Genomic DNA, 22,865 nt, shown 5'->3' on the forward strand with positions numbered 1-22,865 from the left:
CGCACTTCGCGATGCTCTGTCAAGAATGTCGATACGGCGAGCAGGTCGCGAGGATCAGAATTCAGGCGGCTGAGCAAGGGCAGCAGGATTTTCAGAGGAGACTGACGATGAGCAAGGGCAGCAATTTCTGGGTGATCGGCGGCGAATTCGGCTCGATGAACTTCCACAAGCTCGTCGAAGGCTCGGCCCAGGTCCGCGGTCCGTTCAAGACCCGCAAGGAAGCCGAAGAGTGCTGGAAGGAAGTCTCGGAAGAGAGCCGCCACAAGGCCGGCGTGCGCTTCTCGATCGTCGAGGAGCCGTCGCGGGTATCGGCCTAAGCGAGCATCATCCGGAAAAGTGGGAGCCGGTTTTCCGAAAAGATCATGCTCAAACAAGAGATAACGTCACGATACGCAATCGCATTGTGACTGAGCTAAGAAACGTCCAAGGACGGCGGCCCCATCCGGTTCATCCGGGTGGGGTCGACCGCTTTTGGGACAGGGCCGGGATCTTTCATCTGGGGATAAGCGGCCACCTAAGTGCTTGGGAACCAACGTGCTTTGCGGACGTCATGGTTGCTGATAGGTTAATAGGAAAGGCAACCCGTCACCACGAGGCCGTAAGGCATGTCCGATCCGCAGAACAACGGCAGCGAGGCGCGCGAGATGCGGCCGACGCTGCGAGAGGCGCTGCGGCGGGCGCGGATCGAGGCGGCCGATCGCACCGGCGTCGTCGTCGAGTTGCGCGATGCCGAAGTGGCGCGGCTCGAGATCCTCAACGACGCGCTCGATCCCTTGTTTGCGCAGGTGCCGGAGAAGGTCGATCTGTTCGACCGCGGCATCAGCCAGGGCGAGACGCCGCGGCTGTGGATCGACGTGGTCGCGCATGTGCTGATGGGCCGCGACAAGCGCATCTACCGCTTTGTGCAGGACACGAGGTTCGGCCGCATCGTGCTTGCCGAATCGCACGACGTGGCCGTGATGGTCGATGCGGTCACCGACTATGTCGCGCGGCGCATGATCGAACGCGAGCATGCGATGGTGGCAACGCCGCTTCCGGTTGCCGAGCCGCCGGCTCCGCCGCCCGTGCCGGTGGTGGCGCCGAAGCGCCGCGGCGGGATCGGCATGTTCGTGCTCGGCTTCGTCCTGGGCGCGCTGGCGCTGTTCGGCTTCGCGCTGCTGGCGAGCTTGCAGAACTTTTAGAGCATGATCCGGAAAAGTGCGAAGCGGTTTTCCGAAAGAGATCATGCTCAAATAAGGGAAGGGCGGGGGGCACCGTGGTCGTAACTCCCGCCTCGGCATTTTTCGGCATCCTGGCGGCGGCCGCGGTGGTCGGCAGCGCCGTGCTGTTCGGCAAATGGCAGACGCTGCGGCGCGCCGAATATATCCGCACCTTCAAGTGGCCGGCCGGCCTGCTGGTCCGGCTCGAGAAGCATCACCCCGGCTTCGCCCGCAAGGACAGCGCGCTGGTGTCGCGTGGCCTGCGGCAGTTCTTCCTCGCCTATCTGATGAGCGGCAAGCGTTACGTCTCGATGCCGTCGCAAGCGGCCGACGACCTCTGGCACGAATTCATTCTCTACACCCGCGAATACGACGCGTTCTGCCGCCGTGCCTTCGGATCCTTCCTGCACCACACGCCCGCGGTCGTGCTGGTGAAGGAGCGGCGCCGGAGCAATGAAGGGCTGCGGCGGGTCTGGTGGTATTGCTGCAAGTACGAGAACATCGATCCGGTCAGGCCGACGCGGCTGCCGCTGTTGTTCGCGCTCGACGCCAAGCTCAGCATAGCGAACGGCTTCATCTATCACACCGACTGCGAGGCGCTGCGCCGCAGCGGCATCGGTGGCAACAGTCCGTATTGCGGCGGCGATTTCGCCGACTCGTCGATCGACGGATCGTCGGCGGGTTTTGGCGATGCCGGCAGTGACGGAAGCCATGGCGGCCATGGTGGCGACGGGGGTGGCCACGGCGGCGGTGATGGAGGTGGCGGTGACAGCGGAGGCGGCTGCGGTGGTGGGTGTGGTGGCGGCGGGGGCGGTGATTAGGATAGCCGCACTTGCTTCAGCTCGCGAATGCCGTCGTCAGCGCCGAGGCCGCGCACGGTCTGCTCGCAGCGCCAGCCATTGCCGTCGCGCTCGATCGAGAACAGATTGTAGGCCGCCGCCGGATAGTGCTTGCGCGCAAGCGCCGATGCCGACGGCACGCCGATCGCCGGGATCTTCCGCTCGGGGCCGTCGAACCACATCGTCGAATGGATGTGGTCGTGGCCATGCAGCACCAGCTCGACGCCGTGCCGCTTGAGCAGCGCCAGCAGCTGATGCGAATCGGTCAGCCGCTTGGCGCGCCCGTCGGAGTGTAGCGGGTGATGCACCAGGAGGACGCGAAAGGCCTCCTCCCGCGACAGCCGCGCGAGGATCGTATCCAGCGCGCCGAGCTGGGCATGGCCGAGCCAGCCGGTTGCCATCAGCGGCGGCGTCGGCACCGCCGAGGAGACGCCGATCAGCGTCACCGGCCCGCGGCGGCGCACGAACGGAAAATGCGATGCCGCGCCATCGGCGTCGCCGCGCAGATAGTCGCCGAAGTGACTGACGAAGCGATGCCGGGTCGCGCGCACATAGGCGTCATGATTGCCGGGGACCACGGTGACGTCGGCAGCGCCGCCGACACCCTCGAGCCATTGCCGCGCCGGATTGAACTCGGCATCCAGCGCCAGATTGACGAGATCGCCGGTCACGGCGACATGGTCCGGCTGCTGTGCCTGCATGTCCGACACCAGCGTGTCGAGCACGTCGCGGCGATGATATTTGTGACGGTTGCGCGTCCAGTTCAGGTAGCCGAAGGCGCGCTTGCCGGCGAGATCGCGCAGCCGCGCCGCCGGCAGCGGCGGCAGATGCGGATCCGACAGATGCGCGAGACGGAACACCGCCATCACGCGATTCCCTTCGGATTGTCGGTGAAAAGTGGCCGGCAGCCGGTCATGTCGTGCTATCCCGAACGTCCTGCCCTGTATTGGCAAGAGCTGCGCAGGCGCGCAAGGATCAAAGCACGGATCAAACGCCATGATGTCGAGGGTTCAGTGACGGTCCTGCTCGATTTACGCAAGCGCTACGAGCCGCAGATCAGGTGGGTATTTCATTTCTACTGGCGGCTGGCCCGCAGCATGACGCTCGGGGTCCGCGCCGTCGTGCTCGACGCCGACAACAAGGTGTTCCTGGTCAAGCACAGCTACGTCCAGGGCTGGTATCTGCCCGGAGGCGGGGTCGAGGTTGGTGAAAGTTTTCTCGAAGCGCTGCGGCGCGAGCTGGAGGAGGAGGGGCGGATCGAGCTCGACGGCACGCCGGTGTTGCACGGCATTTTCCACAACAGCCACGTCTCGCCGCGCGACCATGTCGCGGTCTATGTCGTCAGGAACTACCGGCAGGACCGGCTGCCGGAGCCGAATCGCGAGATCGTGGCCTGCGGCTTTTTCGACCCGGCTGATCTGCCTGATGACGCCACCCCCGGTACGCGGCTGCGGATCGCGGAGGTGCTCGAGGGCAAGCCGCCGCCGGCGACATGGCGGTGATGGACCGCGCCCGCGCCAGATGCTATCCCGCGCCCCACAATGACAGAACTGTCCCTGACCATCCTGCCCGAGACCCCGAAAGACGCCCAGGCGATCGAGCGCCTGCACGAGCGCACCTTCGGGCCCGGCCGCTTCGCGCTCAGCGCCTACCGGTTGCGCGAGCATGTCGATCATCTGCTCGACGTCTCCTTCACGGCGCGGATCGGCACGCTGCTGGTCGGCTCGGTGCGCCAACTCCCGGTCACGATCGGCGATACGCCGGCCCTGATGCTCGGGCCGTTGACGGTCGAGCCGCCGTTCCGCAGCCGCGGCGTCGGCCGCGCGCTGCTCGAGCGTGCGATCAACGACGCCCGCGCCAAGGGCCATCGGCTCATCGTGCTGGTCGGTGACGCGCCGTACTATTCGCGGGTCGGCTTCAAGCCGGTCCCGAAGGGACGGATGACGATGCCAGGCCCCGTCGACTATAGTCGCCTGCTTGTCATGGAACTGGTGGACGGCGCTGCCGAGGGCGTATCCGGGCCGATCCAGCCGGACTGGAGCAAGGCGATCTGACATCCGCGCGAGCGTCGCCCGGAACGGTTGCGCGCTGTCGGAAACTGAAGCACAGTTGAGGCAAGCGCCGGGACAAGACCGGCGCATGTCATATCAACAGGGAGAGTGCGCGCCATGATCAAGGTCAGTGTGATGTATCCGAACAATCCAGGCGCACGCTTTGATCACGAGTATTATCGCGACAAGCACATGCCGCTGGTGAAGGCGCGCCTCGGCGACGCCTGCAAATACTACACGGTCGACAAGGGTCTCGCCGGCGGCGCACCGGGGACGCCCGCAACCTATGTCGGAATGTGCCACATCTTCTGCGACTCGGTTGAGGCCTTCGCGGCGGGCATGGGCAAGCATGCCCAGGAGATCATGGGCGACATTCCGAATTACACCGATCTGCAGCCGGTGATTCAGATCAGCGAAGTCGTCGTCGGCCACTGATCGTTTCGATCGAGCGAATCTTGTAGCCTGGATGGAGCGAAGCGAAATCCGGGATCAGTTCCGCCGCGGGCGCAGTGTTCCCGGATTGCGCTGCGCTCCATCCGGGCTACGTGATTGCATATCCCTCTGCCGCAAGCGGCGGAGGGATCGGCTTGTCTCAGAACTTCAGATTGGCGAAGGCCCGCACGCCGAGGCCCGGCATCAGCACCTCGTCCTTGGTGTAGGACACCGAGTTGCGGATGTTCTGGTTGAGCAGATTGTTGCCGACCAGGCCAAGCGTCATCTCGCGCGCGCCGATCCATGATTGATTGAGCTTGGTGTTGTAGGTGATCTCCGCGTTCAGCAGATTGTATCCCGCGGTCGGCGTCTCGCCGATGACTGCGATGTCGTTCTGCGCAAACGCGTGCACCAGGTTGATCCGGGTGTACCAGTTGCTGTCGCGCCAGTAGACGCCGCCGCCAAGCCGCACCGGCGGAATCCGCGGCACGTTGCTGCCGTCGGTGAAGGTGGCGCGCACCACGTCGAACTGGTTCTCGATGCCCCAGATGCCGCCGTTGAGTGGACCGATGTCGAGCTGGCTCTGGAACTCGGCGCCGCGGAAGATCGCGTCACGCTGCGAATACACCGCCTGCCGGCCCTCGTTGCTGGGATCGCCATTGCCGCAGGAATCGAAATCGCTGCCGCACATCACCCCGGTCAAGCGGCGATAGATGAAATTGCTGAAGCGGGTGTAATAGGCGGTGACCTCGAAGCGGAACGGGCCGGTCGCCTTGCGCAGGCCGACCTCGACCGATTTCGCGGTCTCGATGGTCAGGTTCGGATTGCCGATGTCGAAGGTCGCGGTGGCATCATGCGCGCCGCGCGAGAACAGCTCGGCGGGTTTCGGCGCGCGCTCGACATACTGCGCCGTGATGCTGCCGACGAGGTCGCCGGGCAGGTTCTGGATCAGCCCGACGCTGCCGCTGACCGGCGTGTAGGACGGATTGCGCGCGACCGAGCTTTGCGGCGCGCCGTCCGGCAGGAAGTCCGCCGGGAAATCCGGCGTCGATCCGTGCAGGTCGACATGCTCGATGCGGCCGGCGACCTGCGCCTTGGTCGAATCCGTGAACTTGAACTCGTTGAAAACATACCCCGCGATGCGGTTGTTGTTGTTCGGATTCCATAGGCCGTTGAACAGCGCGCCCCGGGTTGTCCGGGCTCGGCGCGGTCAGCTCCTGATGCCCGCCCTGCAGGCCGAACGCCGTGGTCACCGTGGCGAAGCGCGCGTTGAACGGCATCATCTGCACCTCGACGCGGGCCTCCTGCTCCTTGCTGGTGAAGGTCTGGCGTACGCCGTCGCTGAACAGGTCGGTCGGATCGGCAAGCCCGAGCTCGTTGTGGCGATAGTCGGTCGCGCCGACCCAGAACCGCACGGCGTCGATTGCAGCCGCATCGGGCCGGTACTCGCCCTTCACCGCGATCTTGGTCTGGTGCGCGTCGATCCGGGTCTGGTGATCGGCGCCGTCGATTCCCGGAATGTGATAGAGCGAGTCGTTCTGGGTGATCGACGCACCGATATAGCCGCCCTGGAAGAAATAGGACGCGCCGACCGAGGCGCCGTCCGACTGCGTCGCAGAGTTCGGCTGGCGGCCGTTCACCGGCCGGGTCTGGTCGAACAGATATGGATAGCTCGGGATGCTGTAGTCGCTGGTGGTGCGGCCATAGACGTCGGCATGCACGGCGACATTGTTGCCGCCGGCGTCCAGCAGCATGCCGCCCTCGACGCCGCGATTGACCGAGCTGACGGACGTGCGGGTCTCGACATTGAGGCAACCCGGGCCGCCGGCATCGGCGAGCGGCGCCTTCACCGGCAAGCCGTAGCTCCGGAACGGCGTCGCCGCGCAGGTCGGCATCGCGTCGGGAATGCGGTTGTTGGTGGCGCTCACCACGCCGCCGATCGAGGTCGAGCCGTAGCGCAACGCGGCAGGTCCCCGCACCACCTCGATCTGGTTGGTCGAGAACGGATCGATCGGCACGAAATGATCTTCGCCGAGATCCGAGACGCCGCCGCCGCCGAGGCCGTTCTCGACGATGCCGACGCGGTTGACGTCGAGGCCGCGGATGATCGGCCGGCTCGATGCGCCGGGCGCGAAGCTCGAACCGGTGATGCCGGGTTTCGAGAACAGCAAATCGCCGAGCGTGGCGCCGCCGGAGCGCCGCAGTTCCTCGTTGGGCACTACGGTGACGGTTGCGAACTGGTCAGTGACGACGGGCAGCACGCCCTGCTGTGGTGCGGGCGCCGGTGCCGCTTGCGCCGGTTGCACGGCTGCGGCGCGTTCGCGGTTGCGGCTCGGCGCGGCCCGGACGACGTGAACCGGCGCGCGCGTCGGCGCGGTGCGGTGCCGCTGGATCGGGCTTGGCGCCGTCACCGTGATGTCAGGGAGTTGCGTCGGCGGGTCATCGGCCAGTGCGCCGCCATGCATTGCGCCGAGCAATAGCCAGCTCGCGCCTCCGATGTGGAGTGCTCGTTTCTTCTGAAGTGTCATTGTCCCGATCCAGGTACCGTCGAAATGACGGATCGATCCCGATTTGCCCTGCTGGAGCAGGCCGCAACTGTGACGCGGCCGCCCGCTCAGGGCGTGCAGCAATCAGTCGATGTCAGGACAAGGGAGGTGCGCGGGAGTGGAAGGCCGCAGGCGCCGATTTCAGATGGATGAATTCGGCATTGGTGGTGCGGAACAGAAGCTCGACGGCTTCCGGCAGCTGCAGCACCGGCGGCGCCGTGAACAGCATGCTGCTCGCGAGCGAAATAACGGCGCAGATCGCGCAATTGTCGGCCGGATGCCGGTCGTTGTCGTGCCTCGTGGGCGGCTCGGTCCCGGTCACCTGGACCGCAAGGTCCGGCGTCGCCGAGGTCCCGATATAGGCGAGATCGAGTAGCGACAGGCCGGTCTGGACCGCGGGCGCCGCTTGCACGGCCGCAATGGGGTGGAAGTGCCCGAACGACAGCACGAACTGGACGGCGAGCGCGAACAGCGCCAGCCGCGAGCCAGTCTTGATGCGTCTCCGGAACCACTTCATGCGATAGCGCCCACCCAGTCGGGAGCGCGCGAATATCCCAGCGGTCCCGATGTTACATTATAACATCGGATGGCGGACGCGATGTCAACCAACGTTCAGACACACTGTGTCGATGTGTTGCCGGTGTGGGTTTGCCGCAACGCAGACGCGAGCCCAGCCGGGCTCAGCGTCCCTCACGCAGCCAGGTTGCCGCGAATGCGCCGAGCAACAGCAGCAGGCCGGCCAAGCCGGCGAACATCGGCAGCACGCCAACGCCCTTGACCACGCTGGCGTCGCGCATCTTGACGCCGAGCCAGCCGTCGCCGCGGAAGATCGTGGACGCGCGCACCGGGACGATGCGCGGCATGTCGAGGCTCGATCCGTCGACGATGCGCCGTGCGTCGCCGCCGGTCGCCTGCGCCAGCGGCTTCAGCATGTCGGTGGTCGAGGTGACTTCCGAGAATTCCTTCGGGTTGGTCGGGCCGACATTGATCAGCGCCTTCAGCGTGCCGTCGGTGGCCTGCCACAGGCCGAGCTCGCTCGCAGGCACCGTGGCGCGCCACTCGCCGGGATCGCCGGCGGTCAAGGTCAGTTCATGCGTGGCGCCGCTCGGCGACGTCACGGTGACCGGCGTGACGGTGTCGGCCATGGTCTGCCGCACCACCATGAGATCCTTGCCCTGCACCTGCATGCGCAGCGCCTCTTCGTCGAGGTCGGGCTGCTTCATCAGCCAGTGCGACACCCGACGCAACAGATCGAGATGCGGTCCGCCGCCTTCATAGCCGCGCGCCCATAGCCAGATCTGGTCGGAGAGCAGCAGTGCGACGCGGCCTTCGCCGAACCGCGACAGCAGCAGCAGCGGCTTGCCGTCGGCGCCGGTCATGACCGGTGGGTTGATCGCGTTGCGGGTGTCGACGGTGCGGAAGAACCGGCTCCAATGCGGCGGCTCGGCATTCGAGCCTTCCAGCCCGCGCGTCACCGGATGGCGTTTCCCGGCATCGCTCAAATGCGCGTAGAACGGCTTCTCGGTCACGCCGACCGGCTCAGCCGGCAGCACCGAATCCAGCGGCGTGCGCCAGATGCTGGTGGTCGAGGCGTAATCGGGACCGGCCGAGACCAGCACCGCACCGCCGGAGCGGACATAGCGCGCGATGTTGTCGAAATAGGCGATCGGCAGCACGCCCTGGCGGGCGTAGCGGTCGAAGATGATCAGCTGGAATTCGTTGATCTTCTGCTGGAACAGCTCACGGGTCGGAAACGCGATCAGCGACAGCTCGTTGATCGGCGTGCCGTCCTGCTTCTCCGGCGGACGCAGGATGGTGAAGTGCACGAGATCGACGCTGGGGTCTGACTTCAACAGATTGCGCCAGGTGCGCTCGCCGGCATGCGGCTCGCCGGACACCAGCAGCACGCGCAGTTTGTCGCGCACGCCGTCGATCGCCACCACGGCGCGGTTGTTGACCGGCGTCAGCTCGTTCTCGAGCGGCGAGGCCTCGATCTCGACGATGTTGGGACCGGCATGCTTGATGTCGATATCGACGCTCGAGGTCTGGCCGCTGGTCAGCGTGCGCTCGTTGATCACCTCGCCGTCGCGGCGGATCGTGACCTTGGCGCGCTCGCCGGTGACGCCCTGGTCGTCGAGCCGGTAGGTGATGGTCTGGGTCTGGCCGACGATGCCAAAGCGCGGTGCGGCCGTGATCGCGATGCGGCGGTCGCGCTCGTCCTTGCGGCCGGTGATCAAGGCGTGCACCGGTGCCTGGAAGCCGAGCGCCTGCGCGTTGGCGGGAATATCGTGCACGCGGCCGTCGGTGATCATGAACGCGCCGGCGACGCGTTCGACCGGAACATCCGACAGCGCCGACGTCAGCGCGCCGAACAGCTTGGTGCCGTCGGTTTCGCCGTCGGCCTGGCCGGCCTCGACGACGCGGACCTCGAGGCCCTTGATCTGCTTCAGGCTGTCGACCAGCGCCTGCCGTGCCTTGTCGGTCTCCTGGTTGCGCGTGCCGAAATTCTGGCTCGGGCTCTTGTCGACCACCACGGCCGCGACCGAGGTCAGCGGCTCGCGGTCCTCGCGGGTGAAGGAGGGATTGGCCAGCGCAAGCAGGATCAGTGCCAGCGCGGCGACACGCACCGCGGCGCCGCGCGCGCGCGACAGCAGCAGCAGTGCCGCAATGACGACGATCGCGCCGAGCGCGATCCACAGCACGATCGAGGGAACCAGCGGTGTGAACGCGATACCGTAGTTCATGTCATTGCCCCAGCCGCTCGATCAAGGCAGGCGCGTGTACCTGGTCGGCCTTGTAGTTGCCGGTCAGCGTGTACATCACGATGTTGACGCCGGCGCGGAACGCGAATTCGCGCTGGCGCGGCTCGCCCGGGGTCAGCGGCAGCATCGGCTGCCCGTCGGGACGGATCGCCCAGGCGCCGGCGAGGTCGTTCGACGTGATGATGATCGGCGAGACGCCGTCGCCGCCGCGTGCCGGGCGCTGCGCGGCCTCCTCGTCGTCTTCGCGCGGCAGCGCCTCGACCCAGGTCTGGCCCGTGTTGAAGCGGCCGGGGAAGTCGCGCAGCAGATAGAATGTCTTGGTCAGCACATGCTCGCGCGGCACCGGCTCGAGCTCGGGCACGTCGAGGGTCGACAGCAATTCGCGCAGCGTCTGCATACCCGGCGTCTGCGACGCGCCATTGTCGCCCGGCGGCGCCTCGACGGCGTCGCGGGTGTCGAAGATCACCGTGCCGCCCTGCTTCATATAGGCGTCGATCTTGTTGATGGCGTCCTGCGCCGGCTTCGGCGCGCCCGGCACGATCGGCCAGTAGATCAGGGGGAAGAACGCCAGCTCGTCGCGCGCGGGATCGATGCCGACGGGATCGCCGGCTTCCAGCGCGGTGCGCTGCCCAAGGAACAGCGTCAGTCCGGACATCCCGGACTTGACGATGGAATCGACGTCGGCATTGCCGGTCACGACATAGGCCAGCCGCGTCTGCGACACCGCCTTGATGGCGAAGTCGTCGCTGCTGGCGTTCTGCGCGCGCGTCGGCGACGGCACCATCATGGTGGCAAGGACGAAGGCTAACGCAAGCACCGCCGGCGCGGCGCGCCGCCGGATCAGTGCGGCAAGGCCGCCGCCGAGCATCGCCACCACGATCGCATCGAGCAGGAACAGCGCCAGCGCCGTCGACAGCATGATGCCGCGCAGGTCACGCGGCTCGGTATTGGTGTAGGTCGCATGCTTCGCGCGCAGGCCGGAGGTGTCGAGCGGCGCAATGCGGTCGGCGGAAGCCAGCGTGTTGACCGCGATCGGGCTCTCGGCGGTGCCGTAGAAGCCAGGCGGGTGGTCCGCGGTGCCGCGGTCGCGATAGTCCGCCGACATCGGCTTGGCGGTCGAAGGCGGCGGGCCGAAGGCGCCGAAGCCGTCGAGCGTGCGCAACGGCGCCACCGTCTCGGCATTGGGATCACTGGCGACGCCGGGGCCGGGCTTCGAGGTGTAGCCGGACATGTCGATCAGCCGGCGCAGCATCTCGACGAAGGTGCCGGACATCGGCAGGTCCGACCAGCGCATGTCGGCGCCGACATGGAACAGGCTGACCACGCCCTTGCCGCGACGCTCGCCGGTGACGAGCGGCGTGCCGTCCTCGAGCGAGGCCCAGCTCTTGGTCGCGAGCACGGCGTCGGGCTCGGCCAGCACCTGGCGGCTGACGGTGATGTCCTTCGGCACGGTGAGGCCCGTGAACGGGCCGTCGGCGGCAAACGAGGCCATATGTTGCGGCTTCTCCCAGGTCAGGCTGCCGCCGAGCGTGCGTCCGCCGCGGCGCAGCTTGACGGGAACGAGGTCGTCATCGGCCTGCGCGAGGCGGGGGCCGGCGAAGCGCACCAGCACGCCGCCTTGCTCGATCCAGGCATTGAGCCGGTCGCGGATCTCCGGCGACAGCGTGCCGACATCGGCCATCACGATCATCGGCAGCCGCTGGTCGAGGAATTGCCCGATCACCTGCTGCGGCGCGCCGCGATCGCCGAGCCTGACGTCGGCGAAGGGCGACAGCGCGCGGGAGAGATAGAAGGTCGAGGCCAGCAACGGCTGGGCGGTGTCGTTGCTCGCACCCGAGACCACGCCGATGGCACGGCGGCGCCAGCGCCGGTCGAGCAGCTGCACGGCGCCGGCCGAATGCTCACCGGAGATTTCGAGCCGCGCGATGTCGTTGCGCAGTTCGACCGGAAGATCGAAGGCGGCTTCGGTCTCGCGCTCCTGCGGGCCGAATGCGTAGCGGGCCTCGCCGATCGGCGAACCCTTGGCGTCGACCGCGCGCACCGTTCCCGCCGCGATGCCGCTCTCGGTGCGCAACACCTTCACCGTCATCTTGGCCGCGGCGTTCTCGGCCGCGACCAGCGCCTGCGCCGACTGCGCGCCGCCGGCATAGATCGTCAGATTGCGGCTCTCGATCACCTTGCCGAGACCTTCGGTGAATTCGCTGCCGCGGCCGGTGTCGACGCCGTCGGACAGCCAGGCGATGTCGCAGTCGCCGGTCGATTTGAGGAAACGTTCCAGCGTCGCCAGGGTTTCAACGCGATCGATCGAGTGGGGCTTTGGCGCAAGCTGGCGCAGCGCGACGCGCGCGGCGCCGGCCGGCATCAGCGTGATGTCGCGCGTCGGCTCGGACAGCGGCACCAGCGCGACGCCGCGGCGGTCGCTGTCGGCATTCGTGACCAGCTCGTCCGCGGCCTTGATCCGCGCATCCCAGCTCGAGGCCGCGCTCCAGCCGTCGTCGAGCAGGATCACCAGCGGCTGCTTGCCGGCGGCAACGCCGGTCTGCGGATTCCAGATCGGCCCGGCGGCGGCGAAGATGACCAGCGCGGCGGCGGCGAGCCGCAGCAGCGTCAGCCACCACGGCGTGCGCGACGGCGTCTCCTCCTTGGGCGCGATGTCGAACAGCAGCCGCGTCGGCGGGAATTCGATCCGGCGCGGCCGCGGCGGCATCACGCGCAACATCCACCACAGCACCGGCAGGCTGACCAGCCCCAATAGCAGCAATGGTTCGGCGAAGGAGAGCGGGAGGCCTGCGATCATGCGCTGCGTCCCGCCTTGACGGTTGAGCGGCCGCCGCCCTTGCTCACCATCATGCCGGCATGCAGGAACAGCAGCAGTTCGGCCGCGGAGCGGCTGGTGGTGTGGGTCGAGAACAGCCAGTCGAGCCGGTTGGTCTCGGCACGGATCTGCTCGCGATGCAGCGCGACGCGCGCGACATAGTCGCTCGCCCAGCTCTCGGCGCGGCCCGCGGTGATGACGCTGCCGGCCTCTGGCTCGACGAATTCGACGCGGCCCGAATAGGGGAAGGTCTCTTCGGCGGGATCGACGACCTGGATCATCGTGCCGTGCGCGCCGGAGGAGGAAAGCCCGCCCAGCATCGCCGTGATCTCCGCGATCGGCGACCAGAAATCCGACAGCACGACGACTTCGGCCAGCGACGACGGCACGAAGGACGGCGGCAGGCTCGCGCGCGCCTTCTCGTCGTGCAACATAGCTTCCGCCATCTTGTCGATCACGTTGAGGCTTGCGGTCGGGTTCAGCAGGCCGGGAATGCCGACGCGTTCTCCGCCCGCAACGAGCAGCTCGGCCAACGCGAAGGCGACGATCAGTCCGCGCTCCAGCTTGCTGTCGCGGGCTTCGCGCGAGGCAAAGGCCATCGAGGGCGAGCGGTCGGGCCAGATCCACACGGTGTGCGCGGCCTCCCACTCCTGCTCGCGGACATAGAGATGGTCATCGCGCGCCGAGCGGCGCCAGTCGACGCGCTGCGACGGCTCGCCGGAGACGAAGCGGCGGTATTGCCAGAAATTCTCGCCCGAGCCGGCGCGGCGGCGGCCGTGCAGCCCATGGATGACGTTGGCGGCGACACGGCGGGCCTCAAGCACAAGACGCGGCAGCGATGCGGCGAGCGTTCGGCTTTCGCCATCGGCACGTCGAACCGCCAGGATCTCCTCGTTCCGGTGCCTGTTGTCTGCCGCCATCAACCGATCCGCGTCTTCAACTGCTTGATCACGTCAGGAATGGTGCGACCCTCGGCGCGCGCCGAGAAGGTCAGTGCCATGCGATGCTTGAGCACGGGCTCGGCGAGATCGAGCACGTCGTCGATCGATGGTGCGAGCCTTCCGTCAAGCAGCGCGCGGGCGCGGACCGCGAGCATCAGCGACTGGCTGGCGCGGGGACCGGGTCCCCATGCGATCAGCTTGCCGGCCTCGCCGCCCTCGGTACCGGGGCGCGCGGCGCGCACCAGCGTCAGGATCGCCTCGACCACGGAATCGCCGACCGGCAGGCGGCGCACCAGGCGTTGCGCCGTGATCAGCGTCTCGGCGTCCATCGACGCCTTGGCGAGCGTCTCATCGGCACCGGTGGTTTCGAACAGGATGCGCCGCTCGGCGTCGCGATCGGGATAGTCGACGTCGATTTCCATCAGGAAGCGGTCGAGCTGCGCCTCGGGCAGCGGATAGGTGCCTTCCTGCTCGAGCGGGTTCTGCGTCGCGAGCACGTGGAACGGCTTCGGCAAGTCGTGCCGCGCGCCGGCAATGGTGATGTGCTGCTCCTGCATGGCTTGCAGCAGCGCCGACTGGGTGCGCGGGCTGGCGCGATTGATCTCGTCGGCCATCAGGAGCTGCGCAAACACCGGACCCGAGATGAAGCGGAACGAACGCTTGCCGGCCGAGCTCTCGTCGAGCACTTCGGCGCCGAGAATGTCCGACGGCATCAGATCGGGCGTGAACTGGATGCGCTTGGCGTCGAGTCCGAGCGTGACGCCAAGCGTCTCGACCAGCTTGGTCTTGGCAAGGCCGGGCACGCCGATCAGCAGCGCGTGGCCGCCGGACAGGATCGTCACCAGCGTGTTCTCGATCACCTGGTCCTGGCCGAAGATGACCGTGGCGACCGCTTCCTTGGCAGCCTTGATCTGGCCCGCGACCTGCTCGGCCGAGCGGACGATCACATCTTCCAGTTTTTCGACGCTGTCTGCACCGGCCATTCGATCCGCTCCTTCTTGACGATGCGCTCGATTCTCGCGTCGTCACCACATGGACCGCATGCTAAACCTATGCGAAGGCCATGTATTCGTTGAATTAAACTATCCCCACCTTATCGGTATTTCAGGGTATGAACGGCATCACGATGTGGCGAGAATGACATCCCGACCACATCTCAGGATACGTGCACCAAATGTGCCAGATTGAGGGTTGGAAACTTCAGGGCAAACAATGGCGAAGCAAGGGCAGAGCGATTCCGGCAGTGAAACTACGGGGCTCGAAACGAAGGCCCTCGGAGGCAAGGGCCTCGAAGGGCTGACCACCGCCGCCAATCAAGCCGCGGCATCGGCTCCGGCCGGACGCAAGGGCCTGCCGCCGGTTCATCTATGGAATCCGCCGTTCTGCGGCGATCTCGACATGCGAATCGCGCCCGACGGCACCTGGTTCTACATGGGAACGCCGATCGGACGCCCCGCGCTGGTGCGGCTGTTCTCCACGATCCTGAAGCGCGAGGACGGTAAGCACTTTCTCGTGACACCGGTGGAGAAGGTCGGCATCCGCGTCGACGACGCGCCGTTCCTTGCGGTGGAAATGCAGACGCAGGAAGACGCGCGCGGCCGTTTGCTCCGGTTCCGCACCAATGTCGACGACTGGGTCGATTGCGAGAAGGGCCACGGCCTCAGATTCGAGGCTGCCGAGGATGGCGGATTGACGCCCTATCTGCATGTCCGCGCCGACCTGTGGGCGAAGGTCACCCGCGCGCTCTACTACGATCTGGTTGACATGGGCGAGGAGCGGATGGTCGATGGTCAGGAGATGTTCGGCATCGAGTCCGGCGGCGAATTTTTCGCGATGGCCGATGTCAGCCAGGTGAGGGGCGCACTTTGAACGAGCCGTTGCTGAAGGTGAGGCCGGCGACGATCAACTCGACGGAATTCTTCGCGCGAGCCCGCACGCGGCTCGATTTCGAAGTGCCGCCGGGCCTGGTCGATCCGCATATCATTCCGCGCACCGGAGATTCCGGCAACGATCGCATGCTTGAGATCGTCGCACAGGAGCAGCCGGTGCGGCCGGCCGCGGTACTGATCCCGGTGGTCGATCATCCCGAGCCGACCGTGCTGTTGACGCAGCGTTCGCCCAACCTGTCGAGCCACGCCGGTCAGATCTCGTTTCCCGGCGGCAAGATCGACGCCACCGACGCCTCGCCGCTCGATGCGGCGCTGCGCGAAGCCTGCGAAGAAGTCGGGCTGAAGCGGGAATTCATCGACCCTGTCGGCTATCTCGACCTGTATGGCACCGCGTTCGGCTTCCGCATCCTGCCGACGGTCGCCAGGGTGAAGCCGGGATTTGCCTTAGAGATCAACGAGGCCGAGGTCGTCGATGCGTTCGAGGTGCCGCTCGCTTTCCTGATGAACCCCGAGAATCATCAGATCCACACCAAGGAATTCCGCGGCATGGACCGGTCCTACTACGCGATGCCGTTCGCCGAGCGCTACATCTGGGGCGCGACCGCCGGCATCCTGCGGGTGCTGTATGAGCGGATCTACCTGTCATGATCCGCACGGTGTTGACCGAGGTCGGAATCTTCCTGATCCCTTTCGCGGTCTATGCCATCTTCCTCATCGCGACGCGGTCCGGCGTGACGCTGCCGACATCCTGGCCGCTCGACATGATCGCGAAGCTGACGCTGGCGGCGCTGGTGCTGGTCATCGTGAGCTTCGTGCTGCTCGCCGAATTGACCGGGGCGCCGCCGAACTCGACCTACGTTCCCGCCCATATCGAGAACGGCAGGCTGGTGCCGGGAGCTGAGAAATGAGCGAGGTGCGCTTGTTGTCCGACGCGCCATGGCTCGCTTCGGGGCCCCCGGCGCGCGTGCTCGGCCTACTCAATGCCAACGGCGAGGAAGCGCGGGTGATCGGCGGCGCTGTGCGCAACGCGCTGATGCGGATTCCGCTCGCCGACATCGACATCGCCACCACGGCATTGCCGGAGGAGGTGATCCGCCGCGCCAAGCGGGCGGCCATCAAGAGCGTGCCGACCGGGATCGAGCACGGCACGGTGACCCTGGTCGTCGACGGCCATCCCTTCGAGGTGACGACGCTGCGCGAGGACACCGAGACCTATGGCCGCAAGGCCAAGGTGGCGTTCGGGCGCGACTGGGTGCGCGACGCCGAGCGGCGCGACTTCACCATCAACGGCCTGTCGGTCGACGCTTCGGGCGTCGTGCATGATCACGTCGGCGGTCTCGCCGACATCGAAGCGAGGCGGGTGCGCTTCATCGGTGATCCCGCGCAGCGGATTGCCGAGGATTACTTGCGCATCCTGCGCTTCTTCCGCTTCCACGCCGCCTATGGCGCAGGCGAGGTCGATCGCGCCGGCTATCTCGCCTGTATCAGCGGGCGCACCGGACTTGCCGGCCTCTCGGCCGAGCGCATCCGCATGGAGATGCTCAAGCTCGTGGTCGCGAACGGCGCCGCCGGCGCGGTGGTCGCGATGGGCGATGGCGGGTTGCTGCTGCCGCTGTTCGGTGGCGTCGCCTATACCGGACCGTTCGCGGCGATGGTTGAGATCGAGCAACTGATGGCGCTTAAACCGAGCGCGACGCGCAGGCTGGCAGCGCTTACGGTCGCCGTGACCGAGGACGCGCGGCGGATCGCGAGTCGGCTGCGGCTCTCCAACGCCGAAGCCAAGGCGCTCGACTCGATGGGCCATCGCTGGTGGCGCCTGCCCGGCATGGACGAGGCTCGTGCCAAGCGCAGGCTCTACCGGCTCGACGAGGAGCCCTATCGCGACCGGCTGCTGCTCGCCTGGGCGCGAACCGGCGCGAACCGCGACGTCGAGCAGTGGCACGCGCTCGCCACGCTGCCGCAACGCTGGCGCGCGCCTCACTTTCCCTTGAGGGCGTCGGATTTCATCGCGCGCGGGATTGCCGAAGGACCTGCGCTCGGGCATGTACTGACCCTGGCCGAGGATGCTTGGCTTGCCGCGGATTTCCCGCTGGATCCGCAGGTGCTGTCTGGCATCGCCGACCAGACCGTTTCCCGCTTCACCCGCGATCATCGACTGTGAACTTTCTCTCCGGCTTCTCCGACATCTCGCTCCTTCAAATATTTCTTGTCGCAGCCGTTGCCCCTGTTTGCTTCCGTGATCGGAGGCCTCGCCGGCTACGGCACCGGCGCATTGATGCCGCTGGTGCTGGTGCCGATGGTCGGCGCCGAGCCGGTCGTGCCGATCATCGCGATCTCGTCGATCTTCACCAATTCCAGCCGCTTCCTCGCCTTTGTCAGATTTGCCGACCGCCGCAAGGCGATCATCGTGATCGCGGCGGCGCTATTCTCTACGGCGCTCGGCGCGTACGGCTATACGCGGCTCAGCAGCGCCGGCGCCTCGCTGGTGATCGGAAGCATGCTGATCCTGAGCGTCCCGCTGAGGCGGCTGTTGCGCAGGCACAGTGTCAGGATCGGTGAGCGGGGACTTGCGGCCGGCGCAGTCGGCTATGGCATCGTGGTCGGCGGCACCGCGGGCTCGGGCGTCATTCTGCTGTCGCTGTTGATGGCGGCGGGCCTCGAGGGCGCCGCCGTGATCGCAACCGATGCGGTGATCTCGCTCACAAGTGCCGCGGTCAAGATCTCTGTGTTCGGCTTGACCGGCGGCATCACCGCGCAGGTGCTGGCGCTTGCGCTCCTGATCGGCCTGGTCGCCATTCCCGGCGCGTTCCTGGCCAAGGCCTTTGTCGAGCGGATGCCGGTGCATCTCCACACTGCGATCCTCGATGCCGCCGTGATCATCGGCGGCGTGGTGATGATCTCGAGCGCGGTGCGCGCCTTCTGACGAGAAGCGGGAAGCGATGCTGCCGGCGGCGCGCCGGGCAGCATCGCCTGAAGACATCTCACGCAGCCTTGTCAAGCAGCCTTGCGCTTCTTCTTGCGGTCGCCGTCCTCGTCGTCGTCCTCTTCTTCCTCGTCGTCTTCCTCGTCTTCCTCGTCATCCTCTTCTTCGTCGTCTTGCTCGTCATCTTCCGGATCGATTTCGGCCGACTCGAGTGCGACGAGCGGCAGGGTTTCGCGAAACAGGTCGCCGTCCGTGCCCATCCACAGGCACTCGACCTTGTCTTCGTCGACTTCCACCACCGTGATCGGATGGCCGCCGGATTTCAGCATGACGACATCGCCTGGTTTCAGTTCCATGATTTTCCCTCCGCGCTGGATGACGCGGACGGCAAGCTAGCGACCGGTGATGACAGTGCGATCACGGCCGGCGCCTGGCACGGCCGATTTGCTGTGAAAACAGAAGCTGCGTTATTTGCGCGCGGCCGGAACCAGTTCGGTCAGCGAGCGGATGATGCGGTCGGGCTTGATCGTCGATCCCGGCGGCAACCCTGCGCCATGCACGTCCATCCAGATCGCGTAGATGCCAAGCCGCTGCGGCGCCACGACTTCCCACTCCAGATTGTCGCCGATCATCCAGGTATTAGATGCGGTGACGCCGAGCGCCTGCATCGCGTGCAGATAGGCGCGCTCCTCCGGCTTGCCGAAGCCGTGCTCGCCCTCGATCTGGATGTGATCGAAGCGATGGCCGAGCGCGAAGCGCTCAACCTTGGAGCGTTGCATGTCGGCGGCGCCGTTGGTGACCCAGCGCGAGCTTGATGCCGAGCGCCTTGAACGTATCGATCGCCTCATGCGCGCCGGGGAAGACGAACATCTCCTCCTCGCGATAGGCGGTGAAGCGATCGGCAATGCGGTCCGCGAGATCGTCGGAGAGCGCGCGGTGGCCGGCCGCCGCAAGCGCCGCGAAGCCGCCCTTCACGGTGAGCCGCCGCGCCTCGCCGAGCTTGATCCGCCAGATCGGCTCGGCCGTCGACCAGAATTGCCGTGCAGAGGCCAGCAGCGCGGTTGCGACCTGATCAGGGGGCAGGGGCGCCAGCTCCGCGGCGAATTCTGTGGCGATGGTGTTCCAGGCGATCTCCGGGCGTCCATAGGCCGACAGGATGGTGTCATCCATGTCGATCAGCATCGCGCGCGGCAGGTTTATTACGGCCATTTCACCTCCGGCGGCAGCGACGACAGGATCGAATCCACGTTGCCGCCGGTCTTCAGGCCGAAGATGGTGCCGCGGTCGTAGAGCAGGTTGAACTCGACATAACGCCCGCGACGGATCAGTTGCTCGTCGCGATCCTCCGCGCTCCAGTCGGCCTCGAAATTGCGCCGCACCAGGTCGGGATAGATCTTCAGGAAGCTGCGCCCGACGTCCTGGGTGAAGGCGAGATCGGCCTCCCAGTCGCCGCTGTCGTGCCAGTCATAGAAGATGCCGCCGATGCCGCGGGCTTCCTTGCGGTGTGGCAGATAGAAATAGTCGTCGCACCACTTCTTGTACTTGTCGTAGTCGGCGACGCCGTTCGGTCCGCTGCAGGCCTCTTTCATCGCGGCATGGAAGGCGACCGTATCGGGGTCATCCTGGGTGCGCCGCCGGTTCAGCACCGGCGTCAAATCGGCGCCGCCGCCGAACCAGGCCTTGGTGGTGACGACGAAGCGGGTGTTCATGTGCACGGCGGGCACGTTCGGATTGCGCAAATGCGCGATCAGCGAAATGCCGGAGGCCCAGAACCTCGGATCGTCGGCGGCGCCGGGAATCTGCGCGCGGAATTCGGGAGCGAACTCGCCATGCACGGTCGAGCAGTGCACGCCGACCTTCTCGAACAGCCGGCCCTTCATAATCGACATCACGCCGCCGCCGCCGGGCTTGCCGGTATGGTCGGTGCGATCCCAGGGGGTGCGCACGAACCGGCCGGCATTGCCGGGATAGAGCGCTGCGGGGGCATCGTCCTCGAGCGTCTCGAAGGCCGCGCAGATGTCGTTGCGCAGCGCCTCGAACCAGCTGCGCGCACGCGTCTTGCGGTCTTCGATGATGGTGGGGTCTGTTGGCAGCATGGCTAACCTTGCGGGCCGAAATAGGTGCAGCTCTCGTTGCAGCTGTCGCGATGGACGCTGACGCGGGTCAGCTTGCCCGCGTGTTGCAATCGCTCCCAGATGAAGCGTGAGAGATTCTCCAGCGTCGGGACACCGATCGCCTCGATCTTGTTAAGGAACTTGTGGTCGAGCGTCTTCTGCACCTCGGCCATGGCGCGTTCGAGCAGGCCGAGATCGACCACCATCCCGGTTTTCGGATCCGGCGTGCCGCGGACGGTAACCTCGGCTCGAAACGAGTGACCGTGGATCTCCTCGCTGGCGGTGCCAAGGGTCGTTCCGGACAGCGCATGCGCAGCCTCGAACCGAAACGCTTTCGTCAATTCCCACATCTCGTTCAACAATCCAGTTCTGACAAAGTAGAGTTCATCTAATGCCGAGCGTCTTGTGCGTCTGCACGCTGAGGCGCCATTGCGGGTGCTTCAGGCAGTATTCGATCGCCCGCTCGGTATTTTCGATCACGTCGGGGCCGTCCATCGGCTGCAGCGAGAAGCGCTCGAAGGAGAGGCCCGCGAAATCCTCTGGTGCGTTTTCCGGCTGCGGATAGACCAGCTTGAGTTCGTGCCCCTTGCGCACCACGAGCTCGGAAGCGGCCTTGGGGCTGACGCAGATCCAGTCGAGCCCGTCGGGCGGGACGATGGTGCCGTTGGTCTCGATCGCGATCGCAAAGCCGTGGCCGTGCAGGGCCTCGATCAGAGCTTTATCGACCTGCAGCAGCGGCTCGCCGCCGGTCAGCACCACGTAGCGGTCGGCTTCGCCCCCGGTCCATTGCGCAGCGATGGTGCCGGCAAGCTCGGCCGCGTCCGCATAGCGGCCGCCGAGCGTGCCGTCGGTGCCGACGAAATCGGTGTCGCAGAACCGGCAGACTGCGCCGGCGCGGTCCTGCTCGCGGCCGCTCCAGAGATTGCAGCCGGCGAAGCGGCAGAACACGGAGGCCCGGCCCGCATGGGCGCCTTCGCCCTGCAGGGTGAGAAAGATCTCCTTGACCGCGTAGCTCACCAAAAATCCCTTAAGTTACCGAACCGGCAGTTCCTGAGCCGGCAAGTCCTGAACCGACAAGTCCTGAACCCGTCTGCCGCAGCGCCTCTCCGACTGCCATGGCCGCGGTGACCGCCACATTGAGCGAGCGCAGGGACGGCTTGATTGGAATCAGCAGCCGCGCATCCGCGGCGGCCACGACCGGCTCAGTCACCCCTGCCGTTTCGCGCCCGAACAGCAGGACATCGGAGGCCGAATACGCGAAATCAAGGTAGGATTTCGCTGCCTTGGTCGTGAACAGGACCAGCCGGCATCCGGCCTCGGCCCGCCATTCCTCGAATTTCGACCACGAGTCGTGACGCTTCAACCGCACATGGTCGAGATAGTCCATACCCGCCCGACGGAAATTCCGGTCCGAGGTGTCGAACCCTGCCGGTTCGATGATATGGGCTGCCACGTCCAGGCAGGCGCAGAGGCGCAGAATCGTCCCTGTGTTCTGGGGGATGTCGGGCTGGAACAGCGCGATCTGCATGGTGCGGGCGACCTGTGAAATCCGGATGAAATTGTCTCAATAAAACATCGCTTGGCGCGGATTTCGTGCATTGCACGTGTGCGAGCCGATAGCGGGCTTGCGCTCGTCCGGCAAGGGTGCCAATAGAACGATTCTGGACTGCTGTTCCGCCATTTGGGGTGGGGAATAGCGGTTTTCTGCCGCCGCGGGGGCCGCGGGCGCCGGCAGCCTTTCTTGGGGCGCGTTCTGCGTCTCCGGGGCGGTTCCACCGGCTGCAGAAAAGAAAGGGCTAGGAATCGTGACGACAGCGTCTTCGGCGGACCATCCGACACGCCGTGATTTTCTCTTTGTTGCAACCGGAGCTGCCGCCGTCGTCGGCGCAGCCGCGACCGTCTGGCCGCTGGTTGCCCAGATGAACCCGGATGCCGCGACGATCGCGGCCGGCGCGCCGATCCAGGTCGATCTGACGCCGATCGCCGAGGGCCAGGACATCAAGGTCTTCTGGCGCGGCAAGCCGATCTACATCAGCCACCGTACCAAGAAGCAGATCCAGGAGGCCCAGAGCGTCGCGCTCTCGAGCCTGCCCGATCCGCAGCCCGACTCGGCCCGCGTCAAGGCAGGCCACGACCAGTGGCTGGTCGTGATCGGCATCTGCACCCATCTCGGCTGCATCCCGATCGCCCATGAGGGCAATTACGACGGCTTCTTCTGCCCCTGCCACGGCTCGCAGTACGACTCCTCCGGTCGTATTCGCCAGGGGCCGGCACCCGCCAACCTGCCGGTGCCGCCCTACGCCTTCCTTTCCGACACCAAAATCCAGATCGGCTAAGTCCCGGACCCTCCGGGA

At 66.2% G+C, this 22,865-nt stretch carries 22 protein-coding genes and 3 pseudogenes; 12 read left to right on the forward strand and 13 right to left on the reverse strand.

Going from position 1 to position 22,865, the window contains the following annotated elements; genetic code table 11:
• The first annotated feature begins 107 nt into the window (after positions 1-107).
• The 3 genes from ACVWW1_RS38835 (at position 108) to ACVWW1_RS38845 (ending at position 2,020) form a co-directional block, all read left to right on the forward strand.
• Positions 108-317 carry a DUF4170 domain-containing protein gene (locus tag ACVWW1_RS38835; protein ID WP_016839740.1) on the forward strand — a complete coding sequence of 70 codons (210 nt, stop codon included), beginning with the start codon at positions 108-110 and terminating at the stop codon, positions 315-317.
• Positions 318-605: 288 nt separating this feature from the next.
• Positions 606-1,181: a hypothetical protein gene (locus ACVWW1_RS38840; protein WP_176533175.1), complete on the forward strand. Its 576-nt coding sequence runs from the start codon at positions 606-608 to the stop codon at positions 1,179-1,181.
• A 74-nt stretch (positions 1,182-1,255) separates the two neighbouring features.
• On the forward strand, positions 1,256-2,020 hold the full coding sequence (locus ACVWW1_RS38845; protein ID WP_456659525.1) for a glycine-rich domain-containing protein: 765 nt from the start codon (positions 1,256-1,258) through the stop codon (positions 2,018-2,020).
• On the opposite strand, the gene ACVWW1_RS38850 is transcribed toward ACVWW1_RS38845, so the two are convergent.
• Positions 2,017-2,904, reverse strand: coding sequence for a metallophosphoesterase family protein (locus tag ACVWW1_RS38850; RefSeq protein ID WP_456659526.1), 888 nt, complete (start codon positions 2,902-2,904; stop codon positions 2,017-2,019). The genes ACVWW1_RS38845 and ACVWW1_RS38850 overlap by 4 nt on opposite strands.
• A gap of 147 nt (positions 2,905-3,051) precedes the next feature.
• Here ACVWW1_RS38850 and ACVWW1_RS38855 point away from each other — a divergent pair, with 147 nt between their 5' ends.
• The 3 genes from ACVWW1_RS38855 (at position 3,052) to ACVWW1_RS38865 (ending at position 4,524) form a co-directional block, all read left to right on the forward strand.
• Positions 3,052-3,540: an NUDIX domain-containing protein gene (locus ACVWW1_RS38855; protein WP_456659527.1), complete on the forward strand. Its 489-nt coding sequence runs from the start codon at positions 3,052-3,054 to the stop codon at positions 3,538-3,540.
• A gap of 39 nt (positions 3,541-3,579) precedes the next feature.
• Positions 3,580-4,092, forward strand: a complete 513-nt coding sequence (locus ACVWW1_RS38860) for a GNAT family N-acetyltransferase (RefSeq protein ID WP_207835642.1) — start codon at positions 3,580-3,582, stop codon at positions 4,090-4,092.
• Positions 4,093-4,206: 114 nt separating this feature from the next.
• The gene (locus tag ACVWW1_RS38865) at positions 4,207-4,524 is read left to right on the forward strand and encodes an EthD family reductase (protein WP_092124536.1); all 318 of its coding nucleotides are present in this window, start codon (positions 4,207-4,209) and stop codon (positions 4,522-4,524) included.
• 157 nt (positions 4,525-4,681) lie between these two features.
• Here the strand turns inward: ACVWW1_RS38865 and ACVWW1_RS38870 are convergent.
• From ACVWW1_RS38870 to ACVWW1_RS38895, 6 genes and pseudogenes are all read right to left on the reverse strand, one after another.
• Positions 4,682-7,049, reverse strand: a pseudogene (locus ACVWW1_RS38870) (TonB-dependent receptor).
• 112 nt (positions 7,050-7,161) lie between these two features.
• On the reverse strand, positions 7,162-7,584 hold the full coding sequence (locus tag ACVWW1_RS38875; RefSeq protein ID WP_456659528.1) for a DUF2946 family protein: 423 nt from the start codon (positions 7,582-7,584) through the stop codon (positions 7,162-7,164).
• A gap of 163 nt (positions 7,585-7,747) precedes the next feature.
• Positions 7,748-9,811 carry a hypothetical protein gene (locus ACVWW1_RS38880; protein WP_456659529.1) on the reverse strand — a complete coding sequence of 688 codons (2,064 nt, stop codon included), beginning with the start codon at positions 9,809-9,811 and terminating at the stop codon, positions 7,748-7,750.
• A gap of 1 nt (position 9,812) precedes the next feature.
• Positions 9,813-12,623, reverse strand: a complete 2,811-nt coding sequence (locus ACVWW1_RS38885; protein ID WP_176535178.1) for a DUF4159 domain-containing protein — start codon at positions 12,621-12,623, stop codon at positions 9,813-9,815.
• Entirely contained in the window at positions 12,623-13,564 is a 942-nt protein-coding gene (locus tag ACVWW1_RS38890; protein WP_207835647.1) for a DUF58 domain-containing protein, read from the reverse strand. The genes ACVWW1_RS38885 and ACVWW1_RS38890 overlap by 1 nt, the downstream gene beginning before the upstream one ends.
• Complete coding sequence (locus ACVWW1_RS38895) at positions 13,564-14,568, reverse strand: AAA family ATPase (RefSeq protein ID WP_176533166.1); 1,005 nt, start codon at positions 14,566-14,568, stop codon at positions 13,564-13,566. The genes ACVWW1_RS38890 and ACVWW1_RS38895 overlap by 1 nt, the downstream gene beginning before the upstream one ends.
• A 229-nt stretch (positions 14,569-14,797) precedes the next feature.
• On the opposite strand from ACVWW1_RS38895, the gene ACVWW1_RS38900 reads away from it, so the two are divergent.
• The 5 genes and pseudogenes from ACVWW1_RS38900 (at position 14,798) to ACVWW1_RS38920 (ending at position 18,397) form a co-directional block, all read left to right on the forward strand.
• Positions 14,798-15,454, forward strand: coding sequence for a DUF1285 domain-containing protein (locus tag ACVWW1_RS38900; RefSeq protein ID WP_456659530.1), 657 nt, complete (start codon positions 14,798-14,800; stop codon positions 15,452-15,454).
• Between the two features lie 32 nt (positions 15,455-15,486).
• The gene (locus ACVWW1_RS38905) at positions 15,487-16,122 is read left to right on the forward strand and encodes a CoA pyrophosphatase (RefSeq protein WP_456660778.1); all 636 of its coding nucleotides are present in this window, start codon (positions 15,487-15,489) and stop codon (positions 16,120-16,122) included.
• Complete coding sequence (locus ACVWW1_RS38910; protein WP_212315578.1) at positions 16,119-16,382, forward strand: DUF6111 family protein; 264 nt, start codon at positions 16,119-16,121, stop codon at positions 16,380-16,382. Before ACVWW1_RS38905 ends, ACVWW1_RS38910 begins: the two co-directional genes overlap by 4 nt.
• Entirely contained in the window at positions 16,379-17,635 is a 1,257-nt protein-coding gene (locus tag ACVWW1_RS38915) for a CCA tRNA nucleotidyltransferase (RefSeq protein ID WP_456659531.1), read from the forward strand. Before ACVWW1_RS38910 ends, ACVWW1_RS38915 begins: the two co-directional genes overlap by 4 nt.
• Positions 17,632-18,397: pseudogene (locus ACVWW1_RS38920) on the forward strand (TSUP family transporter). The gene ACVWW1_RS38915 and the pseudogene ACVWW1_RS38920 overlap by 4 nt, the downstream one beginning before the upstream one ends.
• A 71-nt stretch (positions 18,398-18,468) precedes the next feature.
• Here ACVWW1_RS38920 and ACVWW1_RS38925 read toward each other — a convergent pair.
• The 6 genes and pseudogenes from ACVWW1_RS38925 to ACVWW1_RS38950 all read right to left on the reverse strand — a co-directional run bounded on the left by ACVWW1_RS38925 (position 18,469) and on the right by ACVWW1_RS38950 (position 22,039).
• Positions 18,469-18,726 carry a DUF2158 domain-containing protein gene (locus tag ACVWW1_RS38925; RefSeq protein ID WP_456659532.1) on the reverse strand — a complete coding sequence of 86 codons (258 nt, stop codon included), beginning with the start codon at positions 18,724-18,726 and terminating at the stop codon, positions 18,469-18,471.
• A 138-nt stretch (positions 18,727-18,864) separates the two neighbouring features.
• Positions 18,865-19,606 (reverse strand): annotated as a pseudogene (locus ACVWW1_RS38930) (HAD family hydrolase).
• A complete protein-coding gene (gene hemF / locus ACVWW1_RS38935; RefSeq protein WP_456659533.1) occupies positions 19,597-20,493 on the reverse strand; it encodes an oxygen-dependent coproporphyrinogen oxidase in 897 nt (298 codons plus the stop codon). Before hemF ends, ACVWW1_RS38930 begins: the two are co-directional and overlap by 10 nt.
• 2 nt (positions 20,494-20,495) lie before the next feature.
• Entirely contained in the window at positions 20,496-20,861 is a 366-nt protein-coding gene (locus ACVWW1_RS38940) for a 6-pyruvoyl trahydropterin synthase family protein (protein WP_456660779.1), read from the reverse strand.
• A 34-nt stretch (positions 20,862-20,895) separates the two neighbouring features.
• Positions 20,896-21,528, reverse strand: a complete 633-nt coding sequence (queE, locus tag ACVWW1_RS38945) for a 7-carboxy-7-deazaguanine synthase (RefSeq protein WP_456659534.1) — start codon at positions 21,526-21,528, stop codon at positions 20,896-20,898.
• 10 nt (positions 21,529-21,538) lie between these two features.
• On the reverse strand, positions 21,539-22,039 hold the full coding sequence (locus tag ACVWW1_RS38950) for a tRNA (cytidine(34)-2'-O)-methyltransferase (protein ID WP_456659535.1): 501 nt from the start codon (positions 22,037-22,039) through the stop codon (positions 21,539-21,541).
• A 277-nt stretch (positions 22,040-22,316) separates the two neighbouring features.
• On the opposite strand from ACVWW1_RS38950, the gene petA reads away from it, so the two are divergent.
• Positions 22,317-22,847 carry a ubiquinol-cytochrome c reductase iron-sulfur subunit gene (petA, locus tag ACVWW1_RS38955; protein ID WP_092124547.1) on the forward strand — a complete coding sequence of 177 codons (531 nt, stop codon included), beginning with the start codon at positions 22,317-22,319 and terminating at the stop codon, positions 22,845-22,847.
• The last annotated feature ends 18 nt before the right edge of the window (positions 22,848-22,865 follow it).

This window comes from Bradyrhizobium sp. JR3.5 (assembly GCF_054057015.1).

Coding starts and splice junctions, on each gene's coding strand:
- ACVWW1_RS38875 (WP_456659528.1), bottom strand. CDS start 7,584: ATGAAGTGGTTCCGGAGACGCATCAAGACTGGCTCGCGGCTGGCGCTG.
- ACVWW1_RS38835 (WP_016839740.1), top strand. CDS start 108: ATGAGCAAGGGCAGCAATTTCTGGGTGATCGGCGGCGAATTCGGCTCG.
- ACVWW1_RS38915 (WP_456659531.1), top strand. CDS start 16,379: ATGAGCGAGGTGCGCTTGTTGTCCGACGCGCCATGGCTCGCTTCGGGG.
- ACVWW1_RS38940 (WP_456660779.1), bottom strand. CDS start 20,861: ATGTGGGAATTGACGAAAGCGTTTCGGTTCGAGGCTGCGCATGCGCTG.
- ACVWW1_RS38880 (WP_456659529.1), bottom strand. CDS start 9,811: ATGAACTACGGTATCGCGTTCACACCGCTGGTTCCCTCGATCGTGCTG.
- ACVWW1_RS38925 (WP_456659532.1), bottom strand. CDS start 18,726: ATGCTGAAATCCGGCGGCCATCCGATCACGGTGGTGGAAGTCGACGAA.
- ACVWW1_RS38865 (WP_092124536.1), top strand. CDS start 4,207: ATGATCAAGGTCAGTGTGATGTATCCGAACAATCCAGGCGCACGCTTT.
- ACVWW1_RS38895 (WP_176533166.1), bottom strand. CDS start 14,568: ATGGCCGGTGCAGACAGCGTCGAAAAACTGGAAGATGTGATCGTCCGC.
- ACVWW1_RS38890 (WP_207835647.1), bottom strand. CDS start 13,564: ATGGCGGCAGACAACAGGCACCGGAACGAGGAGATCCTGGCGGTTCGA.
- ACVWW1_RS38910 (WP_212315578.1), top strand. CDS start 16,119: ATGATCCGCACGGTGTTGACCGAGGTCGGAATCTTCCTGATCCCTTTC.
- ACVWW1_RS38950 (WP_456659535.1), bottom strand. CDS start 22,039: ATGCAGATCGCGCTGTTCCAGCCCGACATCCCCCAGAACACAGGGACG.
- ACVWW1_RS38840 (WP_176533175.1), top strand. CDS start 606: ATGTCCGATCCGCAGAACAACGGCAGCGAGGCGCGCGAGATGCGGCCG.
- ACVWW1_RS38860 (WP_207835642.1), top strand. CDS start 3,580: ATGACAGAACTGTCCCTGACCATCCTGCCCGAGACCCCGAAAGACGCC.
- ACVWW1_RS38900 (WP_456659530.1), top strand. CDS start 14,798: ATGGCGAAGCAAGGGCAGAGCGATTCCGGCAGTGAAACTACGGGGCTC.
- hemF (WP_456659533.1), bottom strand. CDS start 20,493: ATGCTGCCAACAGACCCCACCATCATCGAAGACCGCAAGACGCGTGCG.
- ACVWW1_RS38850 (WP_456659526.1), bottom strand. CDS start 2,904: ATGGCGGTGTTCCGTCTCGCGCATCTGTCGGATCCGCATCTGCCGCCG.